General features: G+C 64.5%; 23 protein-coding genes. 17 read left to right on the top strand and 6 right to left on the bottom strand.

What is annotated here, in order from left to right:
- Positions 1 to 80: 80 nt before the first annotated feature.
- Positions 81 to 920: a hypothetical protein gene (locus FHW64_RS31355; protein ID WP_184532831.1), complete on the top strand. Its 840-nt coding sequence runs from the start codon at positions 81 to 83 to the stop codon at positions 918 to 920.
- Positions 921 to 1,070: 150 nt separating this feature from the next.
- On the opposite strand, the gene FHW64_RS31350 is transcribed toward FHW64_RS31355, so the two are convergent.
- On the bottom strand, positions 1,071 to 1,721 hold the full coding sequence (locus tag FHW64_RS31350) for a hypothetical protein (RefSeq protein ID WP_184532829.1): 651 nt from the start codon (positions 1,719 to 1,721) through the stop codon (positions 1,071 to 1,073).
- Between the two features lie 472 nt (positions 1,722 to 2,193).
- On the opposite strand from FHW64_RS31350, the gene FHW64_RS31345 reads away from it, so the two are divergent.
- Entirely contained in the window at positions 2,194 to 3,186 is a 993-nt protein-coding gene (locus tag FHW64_RS31345; protein WP_184532827.1) for a hypothetical protein, read from the top strand.
- 381 nt (positions 3,187 to 3,567) lie between these two features.
- Here FHW64_RS31345 and FHW64_RS31340 read toward each other — a convergent pair whose 3' ends face one another.
- Positions 3,568 to 5,205, bottom strand: a complete 1,638-nt coding sequence (locus FHW64_RS31340; RefSeq protein WP_184532825.1) for a sigma-54-dependent Fis family transcriptional regulator — start codon at positions 5,203 to 5,205, stop codon at positions 3,568 to 3,570.
- Between the two features lie 123 nt (positions 5,206 to 5,328).
- Here FHW64_RS31340 and FHW64_RS31335 point away from each other — a divergent pair, with 123 nt between their 5' ends.
- Entirely contained in the window at positions 5,329 to 6,906 is a 1,578-nt protein-coding gene (locus FHW64_RS31335; protein WP_184532823.1) for a sodium:proton antiporter, read from the top strand.
- A 9-nt stretch (positions 6,907 to 6,915) separates the two neighbouring features.
- Here the strand turns inward: FHW64_RS31335 and FHW64_RS31330 are convergent, their stop codons facing one another.
- Positions 6,916 to 7,896: a DMT family transporter gene (locus FHW64_RS31330; RefSeq protein ID WP_184532821.1), complete on the bottom strand. Its 981-nt coding sequence runs from the start codon at positions 7,894 to 7,896 to the stop codon at positions 6,916 to 6,918.
- A 132-nt stretch (positions 7,897 to 8,028) separates the two neighbouring features.
- Between FHW64_RS31330 and FHW64_RS31325 the strand changes: the two genes are divergently transcribed.
- Complete coding sequence (locus FHW64_RS31325) at positions 8,029 to 8,907, top strand: LysR family transcriptional regulator (protein WP_184532819.1); 879 nt, start codon at positions 8,029 to 8,031, stop codon at positions 8,905 to 8,907.
- Positions 8,908 to 8,910: 3 nt separating this feature from the next.
- Here the strand turns inward: FHW64_RS31325 and FHW64_RS31320 are convergent, their stop codons facing one another.
- Entirely contained in the window at positions 8,911 to 9,567 is a 657-nt protein-coding gene (locus tag FHW64_RS31320) for a hypothetical protein (protein ID WP_184532817.1), read from the bottom strand.
- 132 nt (positions 9,568 to 9,699) lie between these two features.
- Here FHW64_RS31320 and FHW64_RS31315 point away from each other — a divergent pair, with 132 nt between their 5' ends.
- The 11 genes from FHW64_RS31315 (at position 9,700) to FHW64_RS31265 (ending at position 19,867) form a co-directional block, all read left to right on the top strand.
- On the top strand, positions 9,700 to 10,764 hold the full coding sequence (locus FHW64_RS31315) for a LacI family DNA-binding transcriptional regulator (protein ID WP_184532815.1): 1,065 nt from the start codon (positions 9,700 to 9,702) through the stop codon (positions 10,762 to 10,764).
- Between the two features lie 92 nt (positions 10,765 to 10,856).
- Positions 10,857 to 12,170: an ABC transporter substrate-binding protein gene (locus FHW64_RS31310; RefSeq protein WP_409350664.1), complete on the top strand. Its 1,314-nt coding sequence runs from the start codon at positions 10,857 to 10,859 to the stop codon at positions 12,168 to 12,170.
- Positions 12,171 to 12,202: 32 nt separating this feature from the next.
- A complete protein-coding gene (locus FHW64_RS31305; protein WP_184532927.1) occupies positions 12,203 to 13,159 on the top strand; it encodes a carbohydrate ABC transporter permease in 957 nt (318 codons plus the stop codon).
- A gap of 15 nt (positions 13,160 to 13,174) precedes the next feature.
- Entirely contained in the window at positions 13,175 to 14,134 is a 960-nt protein-coding gene (locus tag FHW64_RS31300) for a carbohydrate ABC transporter permease (RefSeq protein WP_184532813.1), read from the top strand.
- Positions 14,131 to 14,319, top strand: coding sequence for a hypothetical protein (locus FHW64_RS31295; protein ID WP_184532811.1), 189 nt, complete (start codon positions 14,131 to 14,133; stop codon positions 14,317 to 14,319). Before FHW64_RS31300 ends, FHW64_RS31295 begins: the two co-directional genes overlap by 4 nt.
- A 2-nt stretch (positions 14,320 to 14,321) precedes the next feature.
- Positions 14,322 to 15,446: an ABC transporter ATP-binding protein gene (locus FHW64_RS31290; protein ID WP_184532809.1), complete on the top strand. Its 1,125-nt coding sequence runs from the start codon at positions 14,322 to 14,324 to the stop codon at positions 15,444 to 15,446.
- The gene (locus FHW64_RS31285; protein ID WP_184532807.1) at positions 15,439 to 16,473 is read left to right on the top strand and encodes an ABC transporter ATP-binding protein; all 1,035 of its coding nucleotides are present in this window, start codon (positions 15,439 to 15,441) and stop codon (positions 16,471 to 16,473) included. Before FHW64_RS31290 ends, FHW64_RS31285 begins: the two co-directional genes overlap by 8 nt.
- Before the next feature lie 21 nt (positions 16,474 to 16,494).
- Positions 16,495 to 17,127, top strand: a complete 633-nt coding sequence (gene dhaL, locus FHW64_RS31280; protein WP_184532805.1) for a dihydroxyacetone kinase subunit DhaL — start codon at positions 16,495 to 16,497, stop codon at positions 17,125 to 17,127.
- Positions 17,128 to 17,159: 32 nt separating this feature from the next.
- A complete protein-coding gene (gene dhaK / locus FHW64_RS31275; RefSeq protein WP_184532803.1) occupies positions 17,160 to 18,149 on the top strand; it encodes a dihydroxyacetone kinase subunit DhaK in 990 nt (329 codons plus the stop codon).
- Between the two features lie 117 nt (positions 18,150 to 18,266).
- Positions 18,267 to 18,839, top strand: coding sequence for a hemerythrin domain-containing protein (locus tag FHW64_RS31270; RefSeq protein WP_184532801.1), 573 nt, complete (start codon positions 18,267 to 18,269; stop codon positions 18,837 to 18,839).
- A gap of 53 nt (positions 18,840 to 18,892) precedes the next feature.
- Complete coding sequence (locus FHW64_RS31265; RefSeq protein WP_184532799.1) at positions 18,893 to 19,867, top strand: nitronate monooxygenase family protein; 975 nt, start codon at positions 18,893 to 18,895, stop codon at positions 19,865 to 19,867.
- 2 nt (positions 19,868 to 19,869) lie between these two features.
- Here the strand turns inward: FHW64_RS31265 and FHW64_RS31260 are convergent, their stop codons facing one another.
- The gene (locus FHW64_RS31260) at positions 19,870 to 20,307 is read right to left on the bottom strand and encodes an Lrp/AsnC family transcriptional regulator (protein WP_184532797.1); all 438 of its coding nucleotides are present in this window, start codon (positions 20,305 to 20,307) and stop codon (positions 19,870 to 19,872) included.
- Between the two features lie 121 nt (positions 20,308 to 20,428).
- Here FHW64_RS31260 and ilvB point away from each other — a divergent pair, with 121 nt between their 5' ends.
- Together ilvB and FHW64_RS31250 are read left to right on the top strand one after the other, a co-directional pair.
- Positions 20,429 to 22,234 carry a biosynthetic-type acetolactate synthase large subunit gene (ilvB, locus tag FHW64_RS31255; protein WP_184532795.1) on the top strand — a complete coding sequence of 602 codons (1,806 nt, stop codon included), beginning with the start codon at positions 20,429 to 20,431 and terminating at the stop codon, positions 22,232 to 22,234.
- Positions 22,235 to 22,325: 91 nt separating this feature from the next.
- Entirely contained in the window at positions 22,326 to 22,592 is a 267-nt protein-coding gene (locus tag FHW64_RS31250) for a hypothetical protein (RefSeq protein WP_184532793.1), read from the top strand.
- Positions 22,593 to 22,867: 275 nt separating this feature from the next.
- Here the strand turns inward: FHW64_RS31250 and FHW64_RS31245 are convergent, their stop codons facing one another.
- Positions 22,868 to 23,995 (bottom strand): 3-deoxy-7-phosphoheptulonate synthase, encoded by a 1,128-nt coding sequence (locus tag FHW64_RS31245; protein WP_184532791.1) that lies wholly within the window; start codon positions 23,993 to 23,995, stop codon positions 22,868 to 22,870.
- Positions 23,996 to 24,095 lie beyond the last annotated feature (100 nt).

Raw genomic sequence — 24,095 nt, 5'->3', positions numbered from 1 at the left:
GCATGAACCCTCTTGCTGCGAGCAGGGAAAGGCGGCCCGGCTGTTCAGTCCTTGATCGGACCCGATAGGCTTAAAGCCACGTGAGCGCGATGATGATCGGCATGCACTCCATGCAACTGCTTCACGCCGACGATGACATCGGGTTGACCAAGCTTTTTGGCCGTCACTTCGTGAGCATCATCGTCTACGGCAAATGGCCAACGGGCGAGCCGTTGACTGCCAGCTATTCCGCATTCGTGTTTGCCGCCGGCGAGCGTTGGTTCCTGTTGACCGCCGGTCACAACATCGCAAACTGGAAAGAAGCAGTGGACAAGGGCGCGATCATTCGGGGTTGCGATCTAAATGACGCGTTTGCCGGGGGCCCCCACGACCGCACGCTCCCAATAGACACTCGGTCGGACGACTGGTTGACCATATACGACCCCAAAGATCCCAGCGGGCTCGATCTCGCGTGCGCTCCCCTCGCTGACTTTCATCGTCTCGCCCTCGCTGCCAACGGTATCGTCCCGCTTGAACTCGGCGTCGACTTTCGGAGGCTCTCCAGGACCCCCTGCGCACACCTCTACGTGACTGGAGTTCCAGTCGAGACAACGAGCATCAAGGCCAATCGTCTACATCAAAATCTGTGCGTGATACCCGCCTTCGGGCTTCATGATCAAAGCGTCTCTCCTGCACTTCGCCATGAGCTCAAGCGGCACTATGGCTCCATTCACCTTCCAGGGTGGACATCATCCGGCCTGGCGAACATTGACGGCATGAGTGGCGGCCCGGTGTTCGGGATCTGGCAGGATCAGGCAACGCAGACCTTCGACTATGCAGCGATCGGCATCCAAAGCGGCTGGGATGCCTCGGCGAAGCAGATCGCCGCAACGCCACTCGACGCCATTTCTCGTGCCATCGCCGAATTGTTTGGGGAATAATTCCCAACCCGCGGTTCACGCCACCTAGCGCCATTTTCAGATCATCAACGTCTCGCGCACTAGAGCCGCGGTCGTGATTGGGTGGCGGAAGGGCGGCTAACTCTGCAGTGCGGCGTCCGAGCTCGGCCAGCGGACATTTCCTCACGCCATCTAGTCCAGAGGGCTTTCAAGTTTCCATGAAACTCCTGGTGCACCGATGTCTCGTTGCTGCTGCACCTTCTCCACCATGGCTTTCCTGTGTCCAGCACCAATGAGAAGCACTCCATGAGAGAGTGCACCGCGGATGCAATAGCCACCAATGTTCTCTAGCATTCCTGTCTCGCGACGGTCATTTGTCTCGCTCCATAGAGAGTAGATCTGTCGCAATCTGGCGTCGCCGATCCATTCGACGGTTGCACGCGCCTCGTCGTACATGGCTGCCCATGCTTGGGCGCAGCAATCGCTGTTGAGGTATGGAAAACCGTGATCTCGCGTGTCGAAGCTGTTTTGGTCTATCAGACGGCGATATTCAGGGCTCGTCCTTTCGACCTTCTTGAACATCTCCTCAGATTCTCTAAAGAACTTGTCGCTTGGTTTGTGCAAGTCCACAGGCACAACGTTGACTGGGCGGCGCTCGCGGTAAAGGGCAACGGCAGCAGACTCGAGATTGCCGTGAGAGCCGTCGAGATAGTCAGCAAGATTGGCAGTGGGAATTTCAGCAAAGATGACGTCCGGTTGAAGGCGTTCAAGGATCGTCTGCAATTCCGCCAAGTTGGCGCGTCCATTTTCGGCGTGGACAGTTCCGATCAGCGATATACGCATCAGATTTAGCCTCGAGGCAGACTTAGTGGCGCTTGAAAGCGTTATAGCCGGAACGGTCCGCTTCGGGCACCGCTGCGACGTCCCGCACGGTTGCCAGGCGTGGACTGCGGGAACGACCGCAGAGCGCTAGCTTCCGGACACTCTTTCTAGCCAGGCTGATCGACCGCTATCGCTGCGTGGGAGCCTAGAGCGAGAGGCAGGCATCGGCCGCGAGCGGCAGACAGCTCAAGGAGCGGTCGCGTTGCGCGTGGCACCGGACAAATGCTCCTTACCGAAGGAACCCGATGAGCAACATTGGCAACCCACGAGATGTAAGTGGCGGCGGCGACTTCACGGCTGAACTCGACAAGCGCCTTAGCTAAGGCAAGCTCACTTAGCTGGACGTCGATTTCGCATTTGCTATATTGGTTTGATGACTTGGGTCGTAGCTGCAAACGCTTTCAACGGAGCCACCTGCATTGCCGATGTGCAAGTGACATTTCCTTTCAAAGACAAGACAAGGACTCCACGTTACTTCAATTGCGTTCGCAAGCTGCACAAGCTTTGGAAGAACGCCTACGTGGCCTTTAGCGGCGATGTCCGCACTGGTCTTCTCTTGATTGAAGATCTAAAGCGCGACTGCGTCGCGTGGTACGCGCAGGAGGATCACTACTTCAGCTTGGAAGGCGAGAATCTGCCGACTTTCCAAAAATGGTTAGGGCAAACCTATCGCCGCCACGCCGGCACCGAAGATCCCGAACTCCAGCTGATGTTTCTATGGAACTACCAGGAAGGCGAGGACGTCCACTGGAAAACCGGGGTGCGGCGATTCCTATCGCCGGATTTTAGATTCAGCGGAACGGGACCCCTGCAGGTGGATCAGTGCGGTTCGGGTCTGCGCGCGCCCGAATTTCAAATGCTGTCCGCGTTCTTGCAAGGGAGAGGCCAAGCCGACGATCCCTTGTACCGGCTAATGTTTGGAAATGTTAGTCCCGCTAACCTCTACACGGCGAAGAAGATTCGCAACCTTCTGGTTAGGGAGGCGAGTCGCGCTTCATTTCTTGGCGTAAGTAGAGCGTTCACCTCGGTGTTGCTGGAGTCGCCGCCACCGGATGGCTGGGTCGAGAACAGGGACTTTCCCATGTTCGTTCAGATGCTTAAGAAGCTAGGAGTGCAACCCGCCGAACACCAGACACGGGCCGACGTGCTGCTTACGTTCGCAATGGACATTGCCGCCATCAACGAGCGCGTGCAAAGCCTTCGCGAGGTCTACCCGCAGCAGTTTTATGAACTTTCCTCGATCTTTACAGAGTTCGCTTTGAAGTCGATGAACCGCGACTGGAGCGCGCCTCATAGCGTTGAGGAGCAATTCCATCCAGGTGAGGAGGCGCTGCACAGCGCAAAGCTGTGCGAAACGTGGGAGCAGATCCGTCGGTTCATGATTGGTAAGGGCCTCAACCCACATGCGATGTCAGCCATCGCCTGATCTTCCGTGTGAGTCCGCGAAATTGAAGCAGCCGACGCTTACCCTTTGGCAAGATGAATGCGAGCGCTGACACGGTTCCACACAACAGCGAACGCTGTCGGCATTGATCGCCCGCTTTGGAACGGTCCGACAGTCGGCTTCGGGCATCTATGCGACGTCCCGCAGGGTCACCAGACGCGGGTGAAGGAAGTGACTGCAGCACGGGAGTTTCCGGACTTCCGCACTCACCACATTGAACGTCTGCAACCGCTGCCAAGCCGCTCACGCGCTCCCCCTAACTACGAGTGAAGGCCCCGACGTACAACCAGGGGTGGCCGCGAAACAAGGCAGAACTGGTTGGGCAGAAGGCTCCGTTGAAAACAAGCGTGTGCGCGACCCTAGCTAGCCCGGCGGCAGGCCTTCCTTTTTGAGCCGGTAGGCCAGTTGCGGCCGCGTGATGCCGAGCAGCCGCGCGGCCTGCGAGAGGTTGCCTTTGGCGCGCTGCATCGCCATCTGCATCAGGCGCTGCTCCAGCGAACCGATGTCGATCTTCTGGTCGAGCAGCTTTTCGCAGAACCCGTCGAGCGAGCCGTCGCCTGTTTCCACTTCCCCTGCCGGGCTGTTCGAAGCATCCGGTGGCGTGATCCACAGATGCGCGGCCTCGATGTCGGCATGGTCCGGCGCCAGCAGCACCGCGCGCTCGATGACGTTCTCCAGCTCGCGGATGTTGCCCGGCCACGAATGGCGCATCACTTCGCGCATCGCCTTGTCGGTGAGGCCCCGCAGCTTCTTGCTGTACAGCGCACTGAACTTGTCGACGAAGCGCATCACCAGCGGCGGAATGTCGGCCGTGCGCTCGCGCAGTGGCGGGATGGTGATCGGAAAGGTGTTGAGCCGGTAGAAGAGGTCGCTGCGGAAGCGCCCCGCCTTCATGGCCTCCTGCAGGTTGACGTTGGTCGCCGCGACGATGCGCACATCCACCAGCGTCGGTTGCTCGGCGCCCAGTCGCTCGATCTCGCCCGTCTGCAGCACGCGCAGCAGCTTGACCTGGGTGGCCGGCGGCAAGTCACCGGCCTCGTCGAGGAAGAGCGTGCCGCCGTTCGCACGCTCGAAGCGGCCGGCGCGGGCATGGTGCGCGCCGGTGTAGGCCCCCTTCTCGACGCCGAAGAGTTCGGCCTCGATCAGCTCGGCCGGGATCGCCGCGCAGTTGACCGCGATGAAGGGCTGACGCGCTCGCGGTCCGTTGTCGTGCAGCCAGCGCGCGAAGATTTCCTTGCCGACGCCGGTCTCACCGAGCAGCAGCACGGTGATCGCACTGTCGGCCGCGCTGCGCAGCAGGTCGAAGGCGGCGCGAAAGCCCGGTGACACGCCGACCAGCTTCTGGTCGTATTCGCGGCGCGGCTGCAGGCTGCGCACGTGCTCCAGACCGAGGTTGAATTCGATGAGCTTCTGCGCGACGTGGTGCTGGCGGAAGTAGTCGAGGTAGTGCTCGTCCTGCCAGGCCTCAGCCGCCTGCCCGACGATGCGGCAACGGCTGTCACCCATGCTCGTGCACTCGATTTCCTTGAAGACGACCAGCCGGCCCATGAAGGCGCTGGTGTAGCCCGAGGCGTAGCCGATCTGCGACCAGCACTGCGGGTCTTCGCCGTAGCCGAACTCGGCCACGTGGGACTCACATTCCCAGGAGTTCTCCCAGAGGAACTCGCCGTAGAAGTGCTTCGTCGCGAGGTCCATGTCGATGTGGACCTTCTCGACGCTCACGATGCCTTCGATGGAGTGCAGCCGGGGGCCCAGCATGAAGGCGTCCTCGGTGCGAAGGCCGCTGCGCCGCTCCTTGACGGCCAGTTCGCCGTCGCGCTGCCCGGAAGCGAATCCCATCCGCACAAGCAGGCCGCGCGCGCGTTCGACGCCCAGCGAATCCAGCAACTCCTTGCGCAGTTCGGCAAACGCCCTCGCGTGCAGCAGCAACATGCGCTGCTCGTCGAGCCAGATGTGGCCCGATCCGGCGCTGAAGCGCAGGAGAGAGAGCAGTTCTCCCACGTTGTCTCCTTGGAATGATGGTGGCGGGACCGCACTGCAGGTGCGCCGGGAATCCTAGCACCGGGTGCATGAGCCCTGCGCTTCGAGGCGTAGCATGCCGCCTCGAAAAGGACGCATCGAACCATGGCCACATTCGAATGGATCATCATCCTGCTGCTCGGCGCGGCCTTGCTCGCCGCGTTGGCGCGCAAAGTGGGGGCGCCGTACCCGACCCTGCTCGCGCTCGGCGGTGCTGCCCTGGCTTTCGTGCCCGCCAGTCCGAACTGGACGCTCGACCCCGAACTCGCGTTGACGCTCTTCGTCGCGCCCGTGCTTCTGGATGCGGCCTACGACACCTCGTTGCGCGACCTGCGGTTGAACTGGCGTCCGATTGCCGGTCTCGTCATTGCCGCGGTCGGCACGACGGTGGTCGCGGTCGCATTCACCGTTCGCTGGCTGATCCCCGAGATGCCGTGGCCGGTCGCCATCGCGTTGGGCGCGATCGTCGCGCCGCCTGATGCCGCTGCCGCCACCGCAGTCATGCGCCAGGTCAAGCTGCCGCACAAGCTGCTGAAGATCCTCGAAGGTGAAAGCCTGCTGAACGATGCGAGCGCGCTCTTGGTCTACCGGCTCGCGATCATGACCGTGCTGGCCGGCCACCTCGGGTTCGCCAGCTTCGCACCGGTGTTTCTCCTCACGGTGTTCGGCAGCCTCGCGGCGGGCGTGGGATGTGCCTTCGTGCTGCGGCCGTTGACGTCGGGGCTGCGCGAGGTGCCGATCGCACTGATCGTGCAGTTCTCCCTCACCTTCGGCGTGTGGATCGCGGCCGAGGCCATTGGCCTGTCCGGCATCCTCACGCTGGTGGCGTATGCCATGACGGTCGCGCGTCGTGGCGGCACACAGATGCCGGCGCACATGCGCGTGCCGATCTTCGCGGTGTGGGAGACGGTGGTCTTCGTGCTCAACGCCTTTGCGTTTGTCCTGATCGGCATGCAGTTGCGTCCGATCTGGGAGCGGCTCGAAACCGGCGGCTCCCGCACCGATGCGATGGTCACCGCGGCGGTGGTGCTCGCCGTGACCATCGCGGCGCGCTTTGCCTGGGTGATGAGCTACAAGGCGCTGACGCATCGTCGCGCCAACAGCACCAGCACCGTCGAAACTGGCGATGCGCGGCCTCGTCCGGTGGTCGGCAGCGCCGTGGTGCTCTCCTGGGCCGGCATGCGCGGCATCGTCACGCTGGCGGCGGCGTTCGCCATTCCCGAGACCCTGACGAACGGATCGCCCTTCCCGTATCGCGACCTGATCCTGCTGTGTGCGTTTGCAGTGGTGCTCGGCACGCTGGTGCTGCAAGGGTTGACGATCGGTCCGCTGATCAGGCGGCTTGGCCTGACCGACGACGACCCGGTCGCCCGCGAGGTTCGGCTGGGGCGTGCGCATGCCTATGGCGCGCTGCTCGATGCCATCAAGGACGACGACACGCTTTCCGCGAAGCTGCTGCGCAAGGAGTACGGCGCCATCGTCGAGTTGAACACCAGCGAGGCGCATGAGGTACGCATCGACGATGTGCCGGGCGGCCCACTCAGGCGCCGTGCCATCGCGGTCGCACGGCAGCGTGCATTCGAGATGCGGCGCGACGATGTGATCGGCGATGACGCATTCCGCGTGCTGGTCCAGGAACTCGATTGGGCCGAGCTGAGCGCGGGCGGCGCCAGGCGGGATTGAGCGCGTTCTTCACGACGCGGCGCCGCAAACGCCGCGTACCTGGGCCTTGACCGGCTGGATCGGGCGTGCCGGCATGGCAGCCCCTGCGCGGCTGCTTGCGGTGTGGATCAGCAAAGCGCCGACCACCATCGCCATGCCCACCAGTTCGTTGCCCGCCGGAAACTTGCCGAGCGCGATGCTCATCAGCAGTGCGGAGACCGGAACGAAGTTCAGGAAAGCCGTGCTGGTGATCGTGCCCATCGTGCGCACGCCGAAGTTGAACGCGAGCACGGCCAGCGCGGAAGACACCAGGCCCACGTAGGCCAGTGCGTGCCAGGACGACACCAGGCCCGGTGTGGTCGGTAGCCCTGCCACGCCCGCGGCGGTCGCGACGACGGCACCGAGCAGAAGCAGCGGCCAGGAAGCGAGCACTGTCAGCGCGCTGTATTCCACGACGTCGAGCTTGTTGGCGAACTGCGCGGCGCCACGCGTGTACCAGACCCAGCCCAGCGTGCCCACGAAGGCCATCGCATCGCCGAACGCGGTGGATTCGCCCGCGCTCGCGCCATGCGACGAGAGCGCTCCCGAGACGATCATCACGCCCGCCAGCGCCAGCAGGCTGGTCAGCAATGTGGTGCGGGAGGGGCGAACACCGTCGAGCGCCCAGCGCAGCAATTGCGTCGTCATGGGTGTCGTGGCCATGATGATCGCGCCGTGCGAGGGCACGGAGTGCGCAAGTCCGGTCAGCATCATGACGCTGAACACGCCGAAGCCCGCGACGCCTCGCACCGCCAGCGGCAGCGCGTGCGCCCGCAGCTTGAGCCACGGCGCAGCGCCGCGCGGTGCGAGCAGCGCAACGAAGAGCACGGCAGAAAGGCTGTAGCGGATCAGCGTGAGCCAGAAAGGATCGACGTGCTGCAGCACGCCCTTGCTGACGAGGAACATGCCGCCCCATGCAGATGTGGCGAGAAGCAGCGCGGCAATGCCGAGTGGGCGAGATTGCGTTGTCATGGAATGCCTTGGACGTTGAATCGATGTCCGAAGCATGGGCGCCGATGGCGACGCCGACCATTCGTTTCTTTGGACGGGGCCCTCAGGATTTGCGAATGGCCGCCAAGGGCCAACGCACGCACAATTTGCGGCATGGAGCTCTATCAACTCAAGACCTTCGTCGCGATCGCCCGGGAAGGCAGCCTGACCCGCGCGGCCGAGCGCGTCTTCACGAGCGCACCCGCAGTGAGCGCGCAGCTCAAGGCCCTGGAAGACGAACTCGGCGTCAAGCTCTTCGAACGCACGCCACGCGGCATGACGCCGACCGAAGCCGGACTGAGCCTTCTCGAAGAGGCCGAGCGCACGTTGGCCTCGGCGACGCGCATGCGCTCGACGGCGGAGCAGCTCCGTGGCGCGGCGCAGGGCGTGGTCCGCTTCGGCACGGTGGTCGACCCGGTGGCGCTGCGGCTCGGCAATGTGCTGGTCAAGCTGGCCGAGCGGCATCCGCAAGTGACGCTGCAACTGCAGCAGGGCTTGTCGCACCAGACGCTCGAAGGCGTGCGGCGCGGCGAACTGGACTGCGCCTACGCGTTGAGCGACAGCGAGGACATCGACGGCCTGGCCGTCCAGCGGCTCGGCGTCGTCGATCTGGTCGTCACGCTGCCGCCATCGCTTGCAAAGGCGCACCCCTCGCTCAGCCTCGAGACCCTTACCAGCCTGCCGTGGGTGGGCACGCCGCCGTCATGCATCCTGCGCGCGCATCTCGACGGTCTGTTCGCGAGCATCGGCCGCGAGTACCGACCGACGCAGACCGCCGACAGCGAAAGCGCCATGCGCGCGATGGTTGCGAGCGGACTTGGCGCGGGGCTGCTGCGTCTCGATCAGGCGGAACAGGCCGAGCGCCAGTCGGAACTCGCAATCTGGCAAGGCTGGCGGTCGCACACCTGGCTGTGCTGGGTGGCGCCGGCCGGCGGCAGCCGGAACGCGGCGGTCGAAGCGGTCCGCAGCGCGGTGCTCGAAGCCTGGGCTTGACGATCAAGGGCTACCGGTCACGGGCGGCCCGAGGCTCGCGGGCTTCGGTGGCGGCGGGATCATCTTCGTCAGACCAAAGGCCGACAGCTCTTGCGCGGAGAGCCAGTTCACACCATCCGGCGGTGTTCGCATCATTCGTTCATGCAATGACTTCGGCAAGCCCATCTCTTCGAGGTACTGCCTCGTCTGCGCATTGATGCCCTCGTACTGGGCTTTCTTCGCCCGGGCTGAAGTCACGCCATCGTTGGGTAGGTAGGGGCGATGAATGCCGACCCGTCCACCCACGTATCGCCCCTCCCCCGCTGCCAGCAGATACACGCAGGCGCTGACACATGAAGCGCCGACCTCCACTCGTGTCATGAACGAATATTTCCGGATGATCCGGCCGATGGACATGGCCACCCAGATGTTGCCGCCGCGGCTGTCGAGGGTCACGTTGACAAGGCCATTCGGCATGAAGGTCGCGGCGTCCTGTCGCGCGGTCTCGGCGATGGTCGCAAAGGTTTCGATATCCGTCTGGACAAGGTCACCCTTGATGGAGATCTGTGGAGGCCGATTGCCCGCGGCGGGCCGGTAGACAACGCTGGCCGCGGCGGGAAGGAAGCAGGCGTATGCGCTCAGCAACAAGGTGGACGTGCGCCAAATCTTGAGCCTCTGCATGACTGTGAGATCCCTGATCGCGACCCACGCATTGGGCATCGCAACCGTCAACCCAGTCAACGCGCAACGCGGCAGCAGCGGACTTTCCAATACTCCAAAACCCTGATTGATTTAATTATTGATGGCAATAGCATGAACTACATCAAATCCACATCAAGCATGTCCGCCGCCCCCACCATCGCCGACATCGCCCGTACAGCCGGGGTGGGCACCGCCACTGTGGATCGGGTGCTCAACCGCCGCCCAGGAGTGAACGCCGAGACGGTCCAGCGCGTGCTGCAGGCCGTCGAGGAATTGGGCACCCCCCAGCAGCAACCCGGCCGCCCGCGCAAGAGCGCCAACGCGCGCTTTGCCTTCGTGCTGCCCGCCGAAGAGACCCCCTTCTTCGAATTGGTGGAGCGGCAGATCGCCCAATCCGCGAGCGACTTCCGCCATGCCCACATCACCGAAGTCACCCACCGTATCGACACCACGGATCCGGCGCGCTTCGCCGAACAGCTGGCCGAAGTGGGCGATTGCGAAGGCATCGCGCTGCTGGCGCCCGACCTGCCCCCGATCAAGCGCGCGGTAAACGAACTCGTGCGCGCCGGCGTACACGTGGTCACCCTCTTCTCGGACGTCGCGGGCTCCATGCGCGAGACCTACATCGGCGCCGACAACCGCGCTGCCGGACGCACCGCTGGCCTGTTGCTCGGGCGCATGGCCGGCCAGGAAAAGCGTCGCGACGTGCTCCTGCTTTCCTCGCAGGCGACACGGCTTTCTTCCGAGATCGAGCGGGGCATCGGCTTCGCACAGGCGCTGGAGGAGCGCTTTCCGGAACTGACCATGGTGCGCACCAGCGACCTGCCGCCCGATGACGACGATGCCTGCGAGGCACTGCTGAAGGTGCTGCGCGACGAGGTCGACCCCGCGCGCGTGGCCGGCATCTACAACGTGGGCTCCGCCAGCGCGGGCGTAGCGCGCGCTCTCTCGCAAGCGGGGCTCACGTCCCGGACGGGCGTGGTGGCGCATGACTTCACCGATGCGCATGCCTCACTGCTTGAGGCCAACAGCCTTTCCTACGTCCTCCACCAGGACATCCATTACTGCGTATCGACGGCGGCGCGCGTGCTGCGCGCCCTCTGCGAGAACGTGCGCGGCGCGCTCAACGTAGTGCAGCCGCGCATCGAGATCCTGACGGCCGAAAACCTTCACTGAGGAAATGAAGGCGCGGTTGCCCGGTAAGTGCCCCGAACCCGAACCTTTTGGAGACCTCCATGAATCTGCTCTCGAAAAAGATGTTGCCGGGGATGATCGCCCTGGCCGCGGTAGCTGCGATGGGCCTTGCAAGCACTTCGGTGCGTGCGCAGGACAAGACGATCACGTTGTGCTGGGCCGCCTGGGATCCCGCCAACGCGCTGGTGGAGCTGTCGAAGGACTTCACCGCAAAGACCGGCGTGAAGATGAAGTTCGAATTCGTCCCGTGGACCAACTTCGCCGATCGCATGCTCAACGAGCTCAACTCCAAGGGCAAGCTGTGCGACCTGATCATCGGCGACAGCCAGTGGATCGGCGGCGCCGCCGAGCAGGGCCACTACGTCAAGCTCAATGACTTCTTCGCCAAGGAAGGCATCAAGATGACCGACTTCGCGCCCGCCACCGTGGTGGGCTATGCGGAGTGGCCGAAGAACACACCGAACTACTGGGCGCTGCCCGCGATGGCCGATGCGGTCGGCTGGACCTACCGCAAGGACTGGTTCGCCCGGCCCGAGCTGCAGGCCGAATTCAAGAAGCTGCACAACCGCGACCTGGCGCCGCCCAAGACCTGGGCCGAGTTCAAGCAGGTGTCGGAGTTCTTCCAGGGCAAGACCATCGACGGCAAGAAGGTCTACGGCGCCTACATCTTCACCGAGCGCGGCTCCGAAGGCATCACCATGGGCGTGACCAACGTGCTCTACCCCATGGGCTTTAAGTACGAAGACCCGAAGAAGCCATACGCCATGGACGGCTTCGTGAACTCGCCCGACGCAGTGCGCGGCCTGGAGTTCTACAAGGCGCTCTACAAGGGCAGCACGCCACCGGGCCTCACCAATGCGTACATGAGCGAAGGGCTCGATGCCTTCAAGTCCGGCCAGGTGGCCATGATGATGAACTGGTTCGCCTTCTTCCCCGGCCTCTACAAGGACCCGAACGTAGGCGGCGACAAGATCGGCTTCTTCACCAATCCGTCGGACAAGACCAAGGGCGTGCAGCTCGGCGGCCAGGGCATCTCTGTGGTGTCGTACTCGGCCAACCGCAACGAGTCCCTGCAATACATCAAGTGGTTCGCCAGCCCCGAGGTGCAGAAGAAGTGGCAAGCCATCGGCGGATCGTCGGCGGCCAAGGCAGTACTGGACGACCCGGGCTATCCCAACAGCTCGCCTTTCGCGCAGGCCTTCCTCGACTCCATGGGCATGGTGGTGGACTTCTGGGCCGAGCCTTCGTATGCGCAGTTGCTGCTGTCGATGCAGAAGCGCGTGCATGACTACGTCGTCGCCGACAAGGGCACGGCCAAGGAGGCGCTGGATGCCCTGGTGGTGGACTGGCGCAAGGTCTTCAAGGACGACGGCAAGGCAGCCAAGTAGGCGAGCAGGCCGTGAGCGCCATCCCCCCACCGATGATGAAAGGCCCGCCCGCGCTCGCCACCCGCGCGGCGCAAGCCACGCCGCCGGGCGTGGCGCTGCGGCTGCGCGGGCTGTCGGACAAGGCGCTCGCCTGGCTCTTCGTGGGGCCCACGATGCTGCTCCTGCTGGCGATCAACATCTTTCCGCTGATCTGGACGATCAAGCTGTCCTTCACCAACTACCGGGCCAACCGGCCCAACGCTGCGGTGGTCGACGTGGGCATCGACAACTACGTCTCGGTGCTTACCGACCCGGACATCTGGGCGGCCATGCAGGCCACCGCGCACTTCCTGTTCTGGACCATTGCCCTGCAGACGCTGATCGGGTTCACGATGGCCTACCTGATCGACCGCAAGTTCCGCGGTCACGGCTTCTGGACCACGGTGATCCTCATCCCGATGATGTTGTCGCCGGCCGTGGTGGGCAACTTCTGGGCCTTTCTCTATCAGCCGCAGACAGGGCTCTTCAACTATGCGGTGGCCTTCCTCGCGGGCGTGCCGCCTTCTTCCTTCGAGATGATCGGCTCTGTGAAGCTCGCACCGTGGGCAATCATCATCGTCGACACCTGGATGTGGACGCCCTACGTGATGCTGATCTGCCTCGCGGGCCTGCGGTCCATTCCCGACTACATCTACGAGGCCGCCGAGGTCGATCGCGCCTCGCCATGGCGGCAGTTCTGGTCGATCACGCTGCCGATGGTGCTGCCCTTCATCATGCTGGCGGTCCTGTTTCGCGGCATCGAGAACTTCAAGATGTTCGACATGGTCAACCTGCTCACCTCGGGCGGTCCGGGCTCGGCCACCGAGCTGGCATCGATCACGCTCAAGCGCGAAGCCTTCGAGAAATGGCGCACGGGCTATTCGTCCGCCTTCGCGATCATCCTTTTCGTCGCGGTGTTCGGCCTGGCCAACATCTACGTGAAAGCGCTCAACCGTGTAAAGAGCCGCTGAGATGAGGAGACCCGCATGACCCGCCAAGGCATCAGCACTGCGCATTCGGTGGTCGAACCCCGCAGCGGCACGCGCCTGTTCGCAGGCACCGTGGTCGTGCTGTATGCGCTGCTGACGATGATCCCGCTGGTGTGGATCATCCTCACCGGCTTCAAGACACCGCCGGACTCGATCAGCTATCCGCCGAAGATCCTGTTCACGCCTTCGCCGCAGGGCTACTGCAACCTCTTCACCACCCGCTCGCGCCAGACGCCCGAGTACATCGCGGCCCTGCCTCCCGCCACCGACACCTGCGACAAGGTCGCGCGCGCGGACAACATGGTGATCGCCGGCCCGTCGAACTACGTGCCGCGCTTCATCAACTCGCTGATCATCGCCTTCGGCTCCACCATTCTGTCGGTGGGCTTCGGCGTGATGGCGGCCTATGCCTTCTCGCGCTTCAAGGTACCGCTGAAGGACGACCTGCTGTTCTTCGTGCTGTCCACGCGCATGATGCCGCCCATCGCGGTGGCCATTCCCATCTACCTCATGTATCGCGAGCTGGGCCTGTCGGACACGCGCCTGGGAATGATCCTGCTGTACAGCGCGGTGAACGTGTCGCTGGCGGTGTGGCTGCTCAAGGGTTTCATCGACGAGATCCCGCGCGAGTACGAAGAGGCCGCCATGGTCGACGGCTACACGCGCCTGCAGGCCTTCCGCAAGGTGGTGCTGCCGCAGGCCACCACCGGCATCGTGGCCACGTCGATCTTCTGCCTGATCTTCGCGTGGAACGAATACGCCTTCGCCGTGCTGCTCACCTCCGGCGCGGCGCAGACGGCGCCGCCCTTCATCCCGATCATCATCGGCGAGGGTGGACAGGACTGGCCGGCCGTGGCTGCCGGTACCACGCTGTTCCTCATTCCCATCCTGGTGTTCACCGTGCTGCTTCGCAAGCACCTGCTGCGCGGCATCACTTTCGGAGCGGTACGCAAATGAAAAGCTCACGCCGCTGGCCCCGCTGGCTCAGGCGCGGCCCCATGGAGATGGTGGCCTGCGCGGTGATCGCCGTGGGCCTCTTCATGATGCTGCAGCCGCTGGCCATGGTGCTGTTCACATGGTCGTTCCTGACCACGCTGGCGGGCACGGCGCTGTTCATGGTTGTGTCGAAGTTTCCGGAGTAGCCATGTCGGAGATCCGAGTCCACCACTTGCACAAGGCCTTCGCGGACTTCACCGCCGTGAAGGATTCCAGCTTCGCGGTGCGCGATGGGGAGTTCTTCTGCCTGCTCGGCCCTTCGGGCTGCGGCAAGACCACCACCTTGCGCATGATCGCCGGACTGGAGCTCCCCACGTCGGGCCAGATCTTCCTGGGCGACGAGGACGTGAGCTTCAAGCGCGCCTCGGAGCGCGACATCGCCTTCGTCTTCCAGATGTTCGCGCTCTACCCGCACATGAACGTGCGCCGCAACATCGCCTTTCCGCTGGTGTCGCAAGGCATGGGCCGCGCCGAGATCGCCCGCCAGGTCGAATCGGCCGCGAAGACGCTGCGCATCAGCCATCTGCTGGACAAGCCGGTGTCGCAACTCTCCAGCGGCGACCGCCAGCGCGTCGCGCTGGGGCGCGCCATCGTCCGCCAGCCCAAGGCCTTCCTGATGGATGAGCCGCTGGGCGCTCTCGACGCGGAGTTTCGCGAACTCATGTGCCGCGAGTTGCGCGCCCTGCACGATCGCCTGGGCGCGACCACGGTGTACGTGACGCACGACCAGATGGAGGCCATGGCCATGGCCGACGTCATCGCCGTGATGAACGAAGGCATGGTCGAGCAACTCGGCCCGCCACGCGAGGTCTACGAATGCCCAGCGAGCGTCTTCGTGGCCGACTTCATCGGTGCGCCCGCCATGAACTTCCTGCCCTTCGAGGCCGCTCTTGCACGTGGCGAGGAGGCGATCCGGATCGGCCCCGCGTGCCTTGGCGTGCCGCAGATTCGCGAAGACGTTTCGGCACGCCCGCTGCTGGCAGGTGTGCGACCCGAGCATGTGCGCTTCGCCGACGATTCGCCTCTGAGGGCCGAAGTGCTGGGCACCGAATACCTCGGCACGCGCACCGTGGTGACGCTGGCCACCGCCCAGGGCGCGACGCTGCGTGCCAAGGTGGATGCCGCGACACCTGCGCGGCGCGGCGACCATGTTGGTCTCGCATTCGACGCAAGCGCGGTCTCGCTCTTTGACGCAGCCAGCGGCCGCGCGCTTCGCACCGCGCGAGACGACGCCCTGCAATCCATCCAGCGCCAGGGAGCCCGACATGGCTGACCTTCGCCTCACCGGCATCAGCAAGCGCTTCGGCGCCGTGCAGGCGGTGGCCGACTTGCAATTGGACGTGGCAAGCGGCGAGTTCTTCGTCCTGCTGGGACCGAGCGGCGCGGGCAAGACCACGACCCTGCGTCTGGTCGCGGGGCTGGAACAGCCCGATGCCGGCCGCGTCTACATCGCCGGCCACGATGTCAGCACGCTGGCACCGGCCCTGCGGGACGTGGCCTTCGTCTTCCAGCAGTACTCGCTCTATCCCCATCTGAGCGTCTACGACAACCTGGCCTTTCCGCTGCGCTCGCCGCTGCGCCCCACGCCGGAGGCGCAGATCCGCGCAAAGGTGACGGAAGTGGCACGGCTGCTGCGCATCGAAGACAAGCTCAAGAATCCGGCAACGCGCCTCTCGGGCGGACAGATGCAGCGCGTGGCCATCGGCCGTGCGCTGGTGCGCGACCCGCAGCTGTACCTGATGGACGAGCCCCTGTCCTCGCTCGACGCCAGACTGCGCAACGACCTGCGGCTGGAGCTCAAACGCATCCAGCAGGACCTCGGCTCCACCATGCTCTATGTGACCCACGACCAGATCGAGGCCATGACCATGGCCACCCGTATCGGCGTACTCGAAAGCGGGCGATTGGTGCAGGTAGGCACGCCGCGCGAGATCTACGAGAACCCCAGCACCAGCCAGGTCGCGTCGCGGCTGGGCTCGCCGCGGATCAACCTGTTCGCGCGCGCATTGGTACCAGCGGTAGCTGCCCCAGCCGAGGCGGTGACGGTGGGCGTTCGAGCGGAACACCTGCGCATCCACCGGCAGTCGGACAACGACGCGCACCGCGCCGCCCGCGTGCGCCGCATCGAACGCTTGAGCGACCTGCATCTGGTGCATGTGGCGCCGGAAGGCAGCGACCAGGAGTGGATCGTTTCCGCTCCCGGCGGCGAAAGCTTCGAGCCCGACGACGCAGTGCGCGTCGAACTGCTGCAACCGCTCTGGTTCGACAGCGGCGGACGCCGCGTCGGCACGAGCGCCTGACCCAACACCCGGGAGATTCCCTTGAAACCGAACACCCCCGACCTGATCCGCCGCGCCACCCAGACGCTCATCGATCATGTGGACGAGCTCACCGCCCTCGACCAGGCGATCGGTGACGGTGACCACGGGCTGAACATGCGACGCGGCGCACTGGCCATCCAGGGCAAGCTCGATGAACTCGCGGGCCAGTCGCTCAACGAGGCGCTGCGCACGATGGGCATGACTTGCATGTCGACCATCGGCGGCTCATCGGGACCGGTGTTCGGGACCTTGCTGGTCACCCTCGGCAAGCAACTGCCCGACCCGCCGGATGCGGCGGGCCTGGCCCACGCGCTCGACGCCGCAATCCAGGCGCTCACCCGCCTGGGCAAGGCACAGGTCGGCCAGAAGACATTGCTGGACGTGCTCGACCCGGTGCAGAGGCTTCTCGCCGGAGGCGGCCAGGGGCTCGCCGAGCGCGTGCGCGCCTGCGCTTTCGACGCAGCCGACGCGACTGCGGCGATGGACGCCATCAAGGGCCGAGCCTCATTCCTGGGCGACCGGGCACTGGGCCATGTGGATCCGGGTTCGCGTTCCACTGCATTGATCATCGGAGCGATCTGTGAAAGTCTTGATGCTCCCGCGAGCGCACGACCCTCTTCGCTCTCCGCCTGAATGAAGCCCACTCTTTCCGAAGGCCCAGCACCATGAAGAAGCTCATCAACGACGTCGAAAACATGCTGTCCGAATCGCTGGACGGCTTTGCGGCGGCGCACGCCGATATCGTGACTTTGGGTGAGGCCGGTCAGTTCGTGCGCCGCCGCACACCCAAGCCCGGCAAGGTGGCTTTGGTCTCCGGCGGAGGCTCGGGTCACGAACCACTGCACACCGGCTTCGTCGGCCACGGGATGCTGGACGCGGCGTGCCCGGGACAGATCTTCACATCGCCCACGCCGGACCAGATGCTGGCAGCGGCGCAAGCAGTGAACACCGGCGAGGGTGTGCTGTTCATCGTCAAGAACTACTCCGGCGACATGATGAACTTCCAGATGGCGGCGGAGATGGTCGACTGCGACAACGAGACCGTGGTGGTCAATGACGACGTCGCGGTGGAAAACTCCACCTACACCACCGGCCGTCGGGGAGTGGCCGGCACGCTGGTGGTCGAAAAGATCATCGGCGCCGCCGCCGAACGCGGCGATCCGCTCCGAAAGCTCAAGCAACTGGGCGACGCGGTGAACAAGGCGACCGCCTCGATGGGTGTCGCGCTCACCTCGTGCACCGTTCCGGCAGCAGGCAAGCCCACCTTCCAGATCGGGGCGGACGAAATGGAGATGGGCGTGGGAATCCACGGCGAACCGGGTCGGCGACGCATCAAGCTGGCCACCGCCGACGATATCGCGCAAGAACTCACCGGCTCCATCCTCAAGGACCTGTCCCTCAAGGCCGGGCAGGAGGTGCTGCTGCTCGTGAACGGCTTCGGCGGCACGCCCATGCTGGAGCTCTACCTCATGGTCAACGCGGTGCACAAGGTGCTCGCCGGCCATCAGGTGAAGGTGGCGCGGCACCTCACGGGCTCCTATGTGACGTCGCTCGAAATGGCGGGCTGCTCGGTGACGGTGAGTGCGCTCGACGCCGCGCAGTTCGCCCTGTGGGACGCGCCTGTGCATACCGCCGCCTTGCGCTGGGGCATGTAGAAGGGCGATGCAGTGTCCGGCAACCAAGATGCGCTTGCCTTGATCCAGATCGAAGAACGCGCCGGCAGATCCGCCTAGAGTGCCTCCAGGGTCTCAGCAGACTCCGGAGGTTTCACGATGACGAGCCAGATCGCGCAATGGCATGCCGAGCACGGCAATTTCTCTCTGCTTCTCAGCATCCTCGAAGAACAGGTTGCCCAGTTTCGCGATGGCGAGAGTCCGGACTACAACCTGATGCTCGAGATCGTCTCCTACCTGCGAGAGTTTGGAGATTGCTATCACCACCCACGCGAGGATGCCGCTTTCAACATCCTCGTGGCACGCGATCCGCAATTGCGGCTGCCGATCAACCGCCTGCTTCAGGAGCATCGCGTCATTGCGGTGGCCGGTGAAGAACTCGTCGCGCGCCTGAACCAGGTCATCAGCGATGCCTACGTGCTGCGCGCGACGGTGGAGGCAGCCGCGGCGCTCTACCTGGCTTACTACAGGCACCACATCGCCACCGAGGAAAGGCAGATTCTTCCGCGCGCGAGGCTTCTGCTGAATGCGCGGGACTGGGAAGTGGTGGCCCGAGCCGCACCATCGTGTCCGGATCCTGTGTTCGGAAAATCGCCGACCGCGGCCTACTCGAGACTGACCAAGCTGATGGCAGCGCGAGCTTCACCAGACTTGGCACACGCGACGCAATAGCAGGAACGGGAAGACAATGGGCGCCGCCGCATCCACTCGATCGGAGGAATCCCATGTCGATCCAGACTGCGCTCACGAAGCGACTCGGCATCCGCCACCCCGTTCTGCTGGCGCCGATGGATGTGGTCGCCGACGCCTCGCTCGCCTCGGCCGTGAGTGGCGCCGGGGGGCTCGGGATCCTGGGCGGTGGCTACGGCGATGCCGCATGGCTGGAGCGCGAGATCGCGCGCATCAAGGAAACGCAGGTGCGCTTCGGCATCGGCTTCATCACATGGAGCCTCGCGAAGCAGCCGCGCCTGCTCGATCTCGCACTGGAGAGCGGGCCCGCGGCGGTCATGCTTTCCTTCGGTGATCCGGCGCCTTTTGCCGAACCGATCAAGCGCTCGGGCGCAGCGCTGATCTGCCAGGTGCAGACGATCGACATGGCGCGCGAGGCAGCCTCCGTGGGCGCGGACATCCTGGTGGCGCAGGGCACCGAAGCCGGCGGGCACGGCGCCACGCGCTCGACCTTGACGCTGGTGCCGGAGCTCATCGATGCCATCGGGCCGGACGTGCCCGTGGTTGCCGCCGGTGGCATCGCGGATGGGCGGGGGCTAGCCGCGGCGTTGATGCTCGGCGCGTCGGGGGTGCTGATGGGCACGCGCTTCTATGCCACGAAAGAGGCGGCCATTGCGGCCGAAGCCAAGGCCCGCGTCCAACGCGCGACGGGTGACGAGACCGCTCGGGGCGTGGTCTTCGACATCGCGCGAAAGCGGGTTTGGCCTGCGCCGTTCACGGGGCGATGCCTGCGCAACGATTTTCTGGAGCGGTGGACCGGCCGCGAACTCGAACTCGTGCGCCGCGCCGAACAGGAGCACGCGGGCTACCTCGCGGCCCGGGAGGCAGGCAACTTCGACATCGCCGCCGTGATTGCCGGCGAGGCCGTCGGGCTCGTGCGCGACATTCCTTCGGCGCGCGAAGTGGTCGTGCGTGTGAGCCAGGAAGCCGAGGCGCTGCTCAAGGGCGCGACGCAGCGTCTCTCGGAGTGACCTCACTCGATCGGCACGCTGGCCTCTTTCAGCACCCGCAGCACGAAGTGCGACTTGCTGTGGCGGATGCCCGGAATCTTGTAGAGCTTCTCGCGCAGCAGCCGCTCATAGTCGCGCGTGTCGCGCACCGCGATGCGGATGTAGTAGTCGTAGTCGCCTGACACAAGGTAGGCCTCCAGCACCTCGGGGATGGTCGCGAGCACCCGACCGAACTCGTAGAGCGTTTCGTCGGTGTGGCTTTCGAGCGTGAGGTGCACGATCACCGAGTCGCGGTAGCCAAGGCTCGCAGGATCCACGTCGACCGTGTAGCGCCGGATCACGCCTTCGGCTTCGAGACGCTTGATGCGGCTCCAGCAACTGGTGGCCGAGAGCCCGACCTCGCTACCGATGTCCTGCAGCGAACGCCGCGAGTCCTGCAGAAGGATGCGCAGGATCGCCATGTCGATCTTGTCAAAAAGTTCTTCGTCAGATCTCTGGTTTTTCCTTTGAATCTTCAAGGAAACCTCCTTATTCATCGAATTTCCGAAGCACATTCTGCGGCAAAGCCAGAAGAATCGTGGCATGGAAATCGCCACGACAGACCCGGCTCCGCCCGGCACCCAGGAATTGCCCGCAACCCTCCGCAGCGGCGCCCAACTGCTGCTCGACACGCTGGTCGCATGCGGCATCGACACCCTGTTCGGCTACCCCGGCGGCGCAGCCCTTCCGCTGTATGACGCGCTCCACGGAGAGCCCCGGCTGCGCCACATCCTCGTCCGCCACGAACAAGCGGCCGTGCATGCCGCCGAAGGCTATGCACGCACCACCGGCAAGGTCGGCGTAGTGCTGGTGACGTCCGGCCCCGGTGTCAGCAACACCATCACCGGCTTGCTCGATGCGATGAGCGACTCCGTGCCGGTGCTGGTCATCAGCGGGCAGGTCGCGACAAGCGTGATCGGCACCAATGCCTTCCAGGAGAGCGATGCGCTGGGCATGTCGCGTCCCGTGACCAAGTGGAGCTTTCAGGCGCGCAATCCCGGGCAGATCCCCGGGGCGGTGCGGCAGGCACTCGCCATCGCCAGGAGCGGCCGGCCGGGTCCGGTGCTGCTAGATGTGCCCAAGGATGTTCAGCTGGCCCAGAGCGAGTGCGCGCGAACCACCGATGCGATGCGCGCACGTGCAATTGCAGCGCATCCGGCCGCGCATCGAGGCAGCCTGCAGCGCGCGGCCGACCTCATCTCCACCGCGCGTCGTCCGGTGTTCTATGGCGGCGGCGGCCTGGTGAATTCAGGCCCCGATGCGTGCGCCGCTTTCACGCGGCTTGTGCGCGGGACCGGGGCGCCTTGCACGCTCACCCTGATGGGGCTCGGTGTGTTCCCCGCGTCCGATCCGCAGTGGCTCGGCATGCTCGGAATGCACGGCACGCTCGAAGCGAACCTCGCAATGCACGAGGCCGATCTGGTCGTCAACGTCGGAGCGCGCTTCGACGACCGGGTCACCGGCAGGCTCGATGCGTTCTGTCCGCATGCGCGCAAGATCCACATCGACATTGACCCGAGCAGCATCCACAGGACGGTGCGGGCCGACGTGCCGATCGTGGGTGATTGCGGTGAGGTGCTGAACGGTCTGCTGGACCTGCCCGAGCTGCAAGGCCTCGCGCCCGAGCGTCTCGCGCCGTGGTGGCAGCGCATCGCGCGCTGGCGTGAAGAGCGCTGCCTGGACTTCGCCCTGCGACCGGACGAAATCGTGCCGCAGCAACTCATGGTCGCGCTGCAGTCTCGGCTGCAAGGTCGCGACGCCATCGTCTCCACCGACGTCGGGCAGCACCAGATGTGGGCCGCGCAATACCTGCAATTCGATCGACCCGCGCGCTGGCTGACCTCCGGCGGCGCGGGCACCATGGGCTACGGTCTGCCGGCCGCGATCGGCGCGCAGGTGGCGCATCCCGATGCGCTCGTCGTCTGCGTGAGCGGCGATGCGTCCGTCCTGATGAACATCCAGGAGCTCTCGACCGCGGTGCAGCACCGCACGCCCGTCAAGCTTGTGCTCAGCAACAACGGCTACATGGGCATGGTGCGCCAGTGGCAGGAGCTGAACCACGGCAACCGGCTGTCGCACAGCTGGAACGCGGCGCTGCCGGACTTCGTGGCGCTGGCGAAGGCCTTCGGCTGGGGTGCGCGCCGCGTCGCCGATCCGCGTGAGCTGGACGACGCGCTCGCCGAATGCCTGGCCTTCGATGGCCCGTTCTTCCTCGACGTGCAGGTGGCGTCGCAGGAGAACTGCTTTCCGATGATTCCGGCGGGTGCCGGCCATCACGAGGTGATGCTGTCCAAGGATCGCTGGCACCAGGAAAAGGAGCCATCACCGGGGACGCCAGCGGTCGCCTGAGCGGACAAGCGGTCTGGCGTTGCTGTTATCTTTGGTACTACATTTTGAGCACGCCCAGCTTCTTCAGCTTCCGATACTTTTAGGGGGTGCCATGAGAATTCAGTCGAGCTCGCGTTCCCCGCAGACGGAGCGCGTTCAGTTCAACAAGCAGCCAGCGGACATCAGGGACCGGTACGACTGGACGCTCAGCTATCTGGAGCAGGAATATCCAGTCATCGACCCCGATTCGAGCGAATACGACGAGGAGTTGATGTTCGAGGTGTATCGCCGGCTGAAGGCGCTCGTCAAAACCGGCCTGCCCCCCGCGCGTGCGTTAGAGATAGCGGCCTCTGGAGTGCTTCGGCCGTACTCGCACTGATCCCGGTCGCCGACGGTGATTAGGGTAAACCCTCGTTAATTAGGGTTTACCCTGTACAATGGACCCCTAACCGAAGGAAAGTCCAAATGATCACCACCATCCTCTGCCTCGTCGCTGTTTTCGGAGTCTGCGCTTTCGGGCTTGCGAAGCTCGGTATCAAGGAAGCCCAACAGCGCCTCTAAGCCGTCCGCCGCGACCCGCGGCAACGCACTCCCCGATCCCCTGCAAAGCCGCCCTCTCTCGAGAGGGCGGTTCCATTTCCGACACGCAATCGGCTAGCGGCCGCGCTTGGCTTGTCGTCGACTCCGAACCGCGCTCGCGAGTTCGTCCAGGACCGGAACCGTCTGCCTGAAGCTGATGCAGGCATCCGTGATCGATACCCCGCGCTTGAGCGCCACGCCGGGAATCAGATCCTGCCGGCCCTCCTCCAGATTGCTTTCAATCATGATGCCGGTGATGCGCCCGTCGCCCGCGGAGACCTGCTGCGCCACGTCGTGCGCCACCTCGATCTGGCGATGGTGTTGCTTGCTGCTGTTGGCATGCGACACATCGATCATGACCTGCTCCCTGAGGCCATTCGCGCGCAGCGCTTCGCAGTTGGCCGCCACGTCCTCGGCCGAGTAGTTCGGCTTCTTGCCCCCGCGCAGGATCACGTGGCAATCGTCGTTGCCGCGCGTCTCGAAGATCGCGGCCATTCCCATCTTGGTCATGCCCATGAAGGCGTGCGGCGCCCTCGCGGCAAGGATGGCATCGGCGGCCACCTTGATGCTGCCGTCGGTTCCGTTCTTGAAGCCCACGGGGCAACTGAGTCCGGAAGCGAGTTGGCGATGGCTCTGGCTCTCGGTCGTCCGGGCTCCGATGGCACCCCATGCGATGAGATCGGCGATGAACTGGGGACTCAGAAGATCGAGGAACTCGGTGCCCGCCGGAAGCCCCAGCAGCGTCAACTCGAGAAGCAGGCGACGGGCGCGCTCCAGACCCTCGTTGATGGCGAAGCTGCCATCCAGGTGCGGATCATTGATGTACCCCTTCCAGCCCACGGTCGTGCGCGGCTTCTCGAAGTAGGTGCGCATGACGATCAACAGATCGTCCTCGAAATTGCTGGCTTCCTTCTTCAGCAGGTGGGCGTACTCGATGGCCTGGTCATGGTCGTGGATCGAGCAGGGCCCGACCACGACGATCAACCGGTCGTCGCGGCCATGCAGGACATCGGCGATCGCCGAGCGGCCAGCCTCGACGAGAGCGAGGGTGTCGTCCCGAACGGGAACTCGCTCCTGCAGAAGTGCCGGCGTCATCAGGGGGCGAACCGCGCTGATGCGAACGTCATCAATGCGGGTCGTGTCGATCGTGCTGTCGCGGGAGCCGATCTCGGCGTCGTGGAGCGGGTCGTCGAGCTTGGTCATGTTCTTTCCGATGGATTGCCTCGGCATTTTCCTTCACCGACATGGCGACCCGGGAAATCCCTCCCTTCTTCTTGATTGAGTTCCGCAATGTGTTGTTGAT

The sequence above is a fragment of the Variovorax sp. Sphag1AA genome, assembly GCF_014192575.1.
Taxonomy (GTDB): Bacteria; Pseudomonadota; Gammaproteobacteria; order Burkholderiales; family Burkholderiaceae_C; genus Variovorax.
This window is presented reverse-complemented; position numbering and strand designations above follow the sequence as displayed.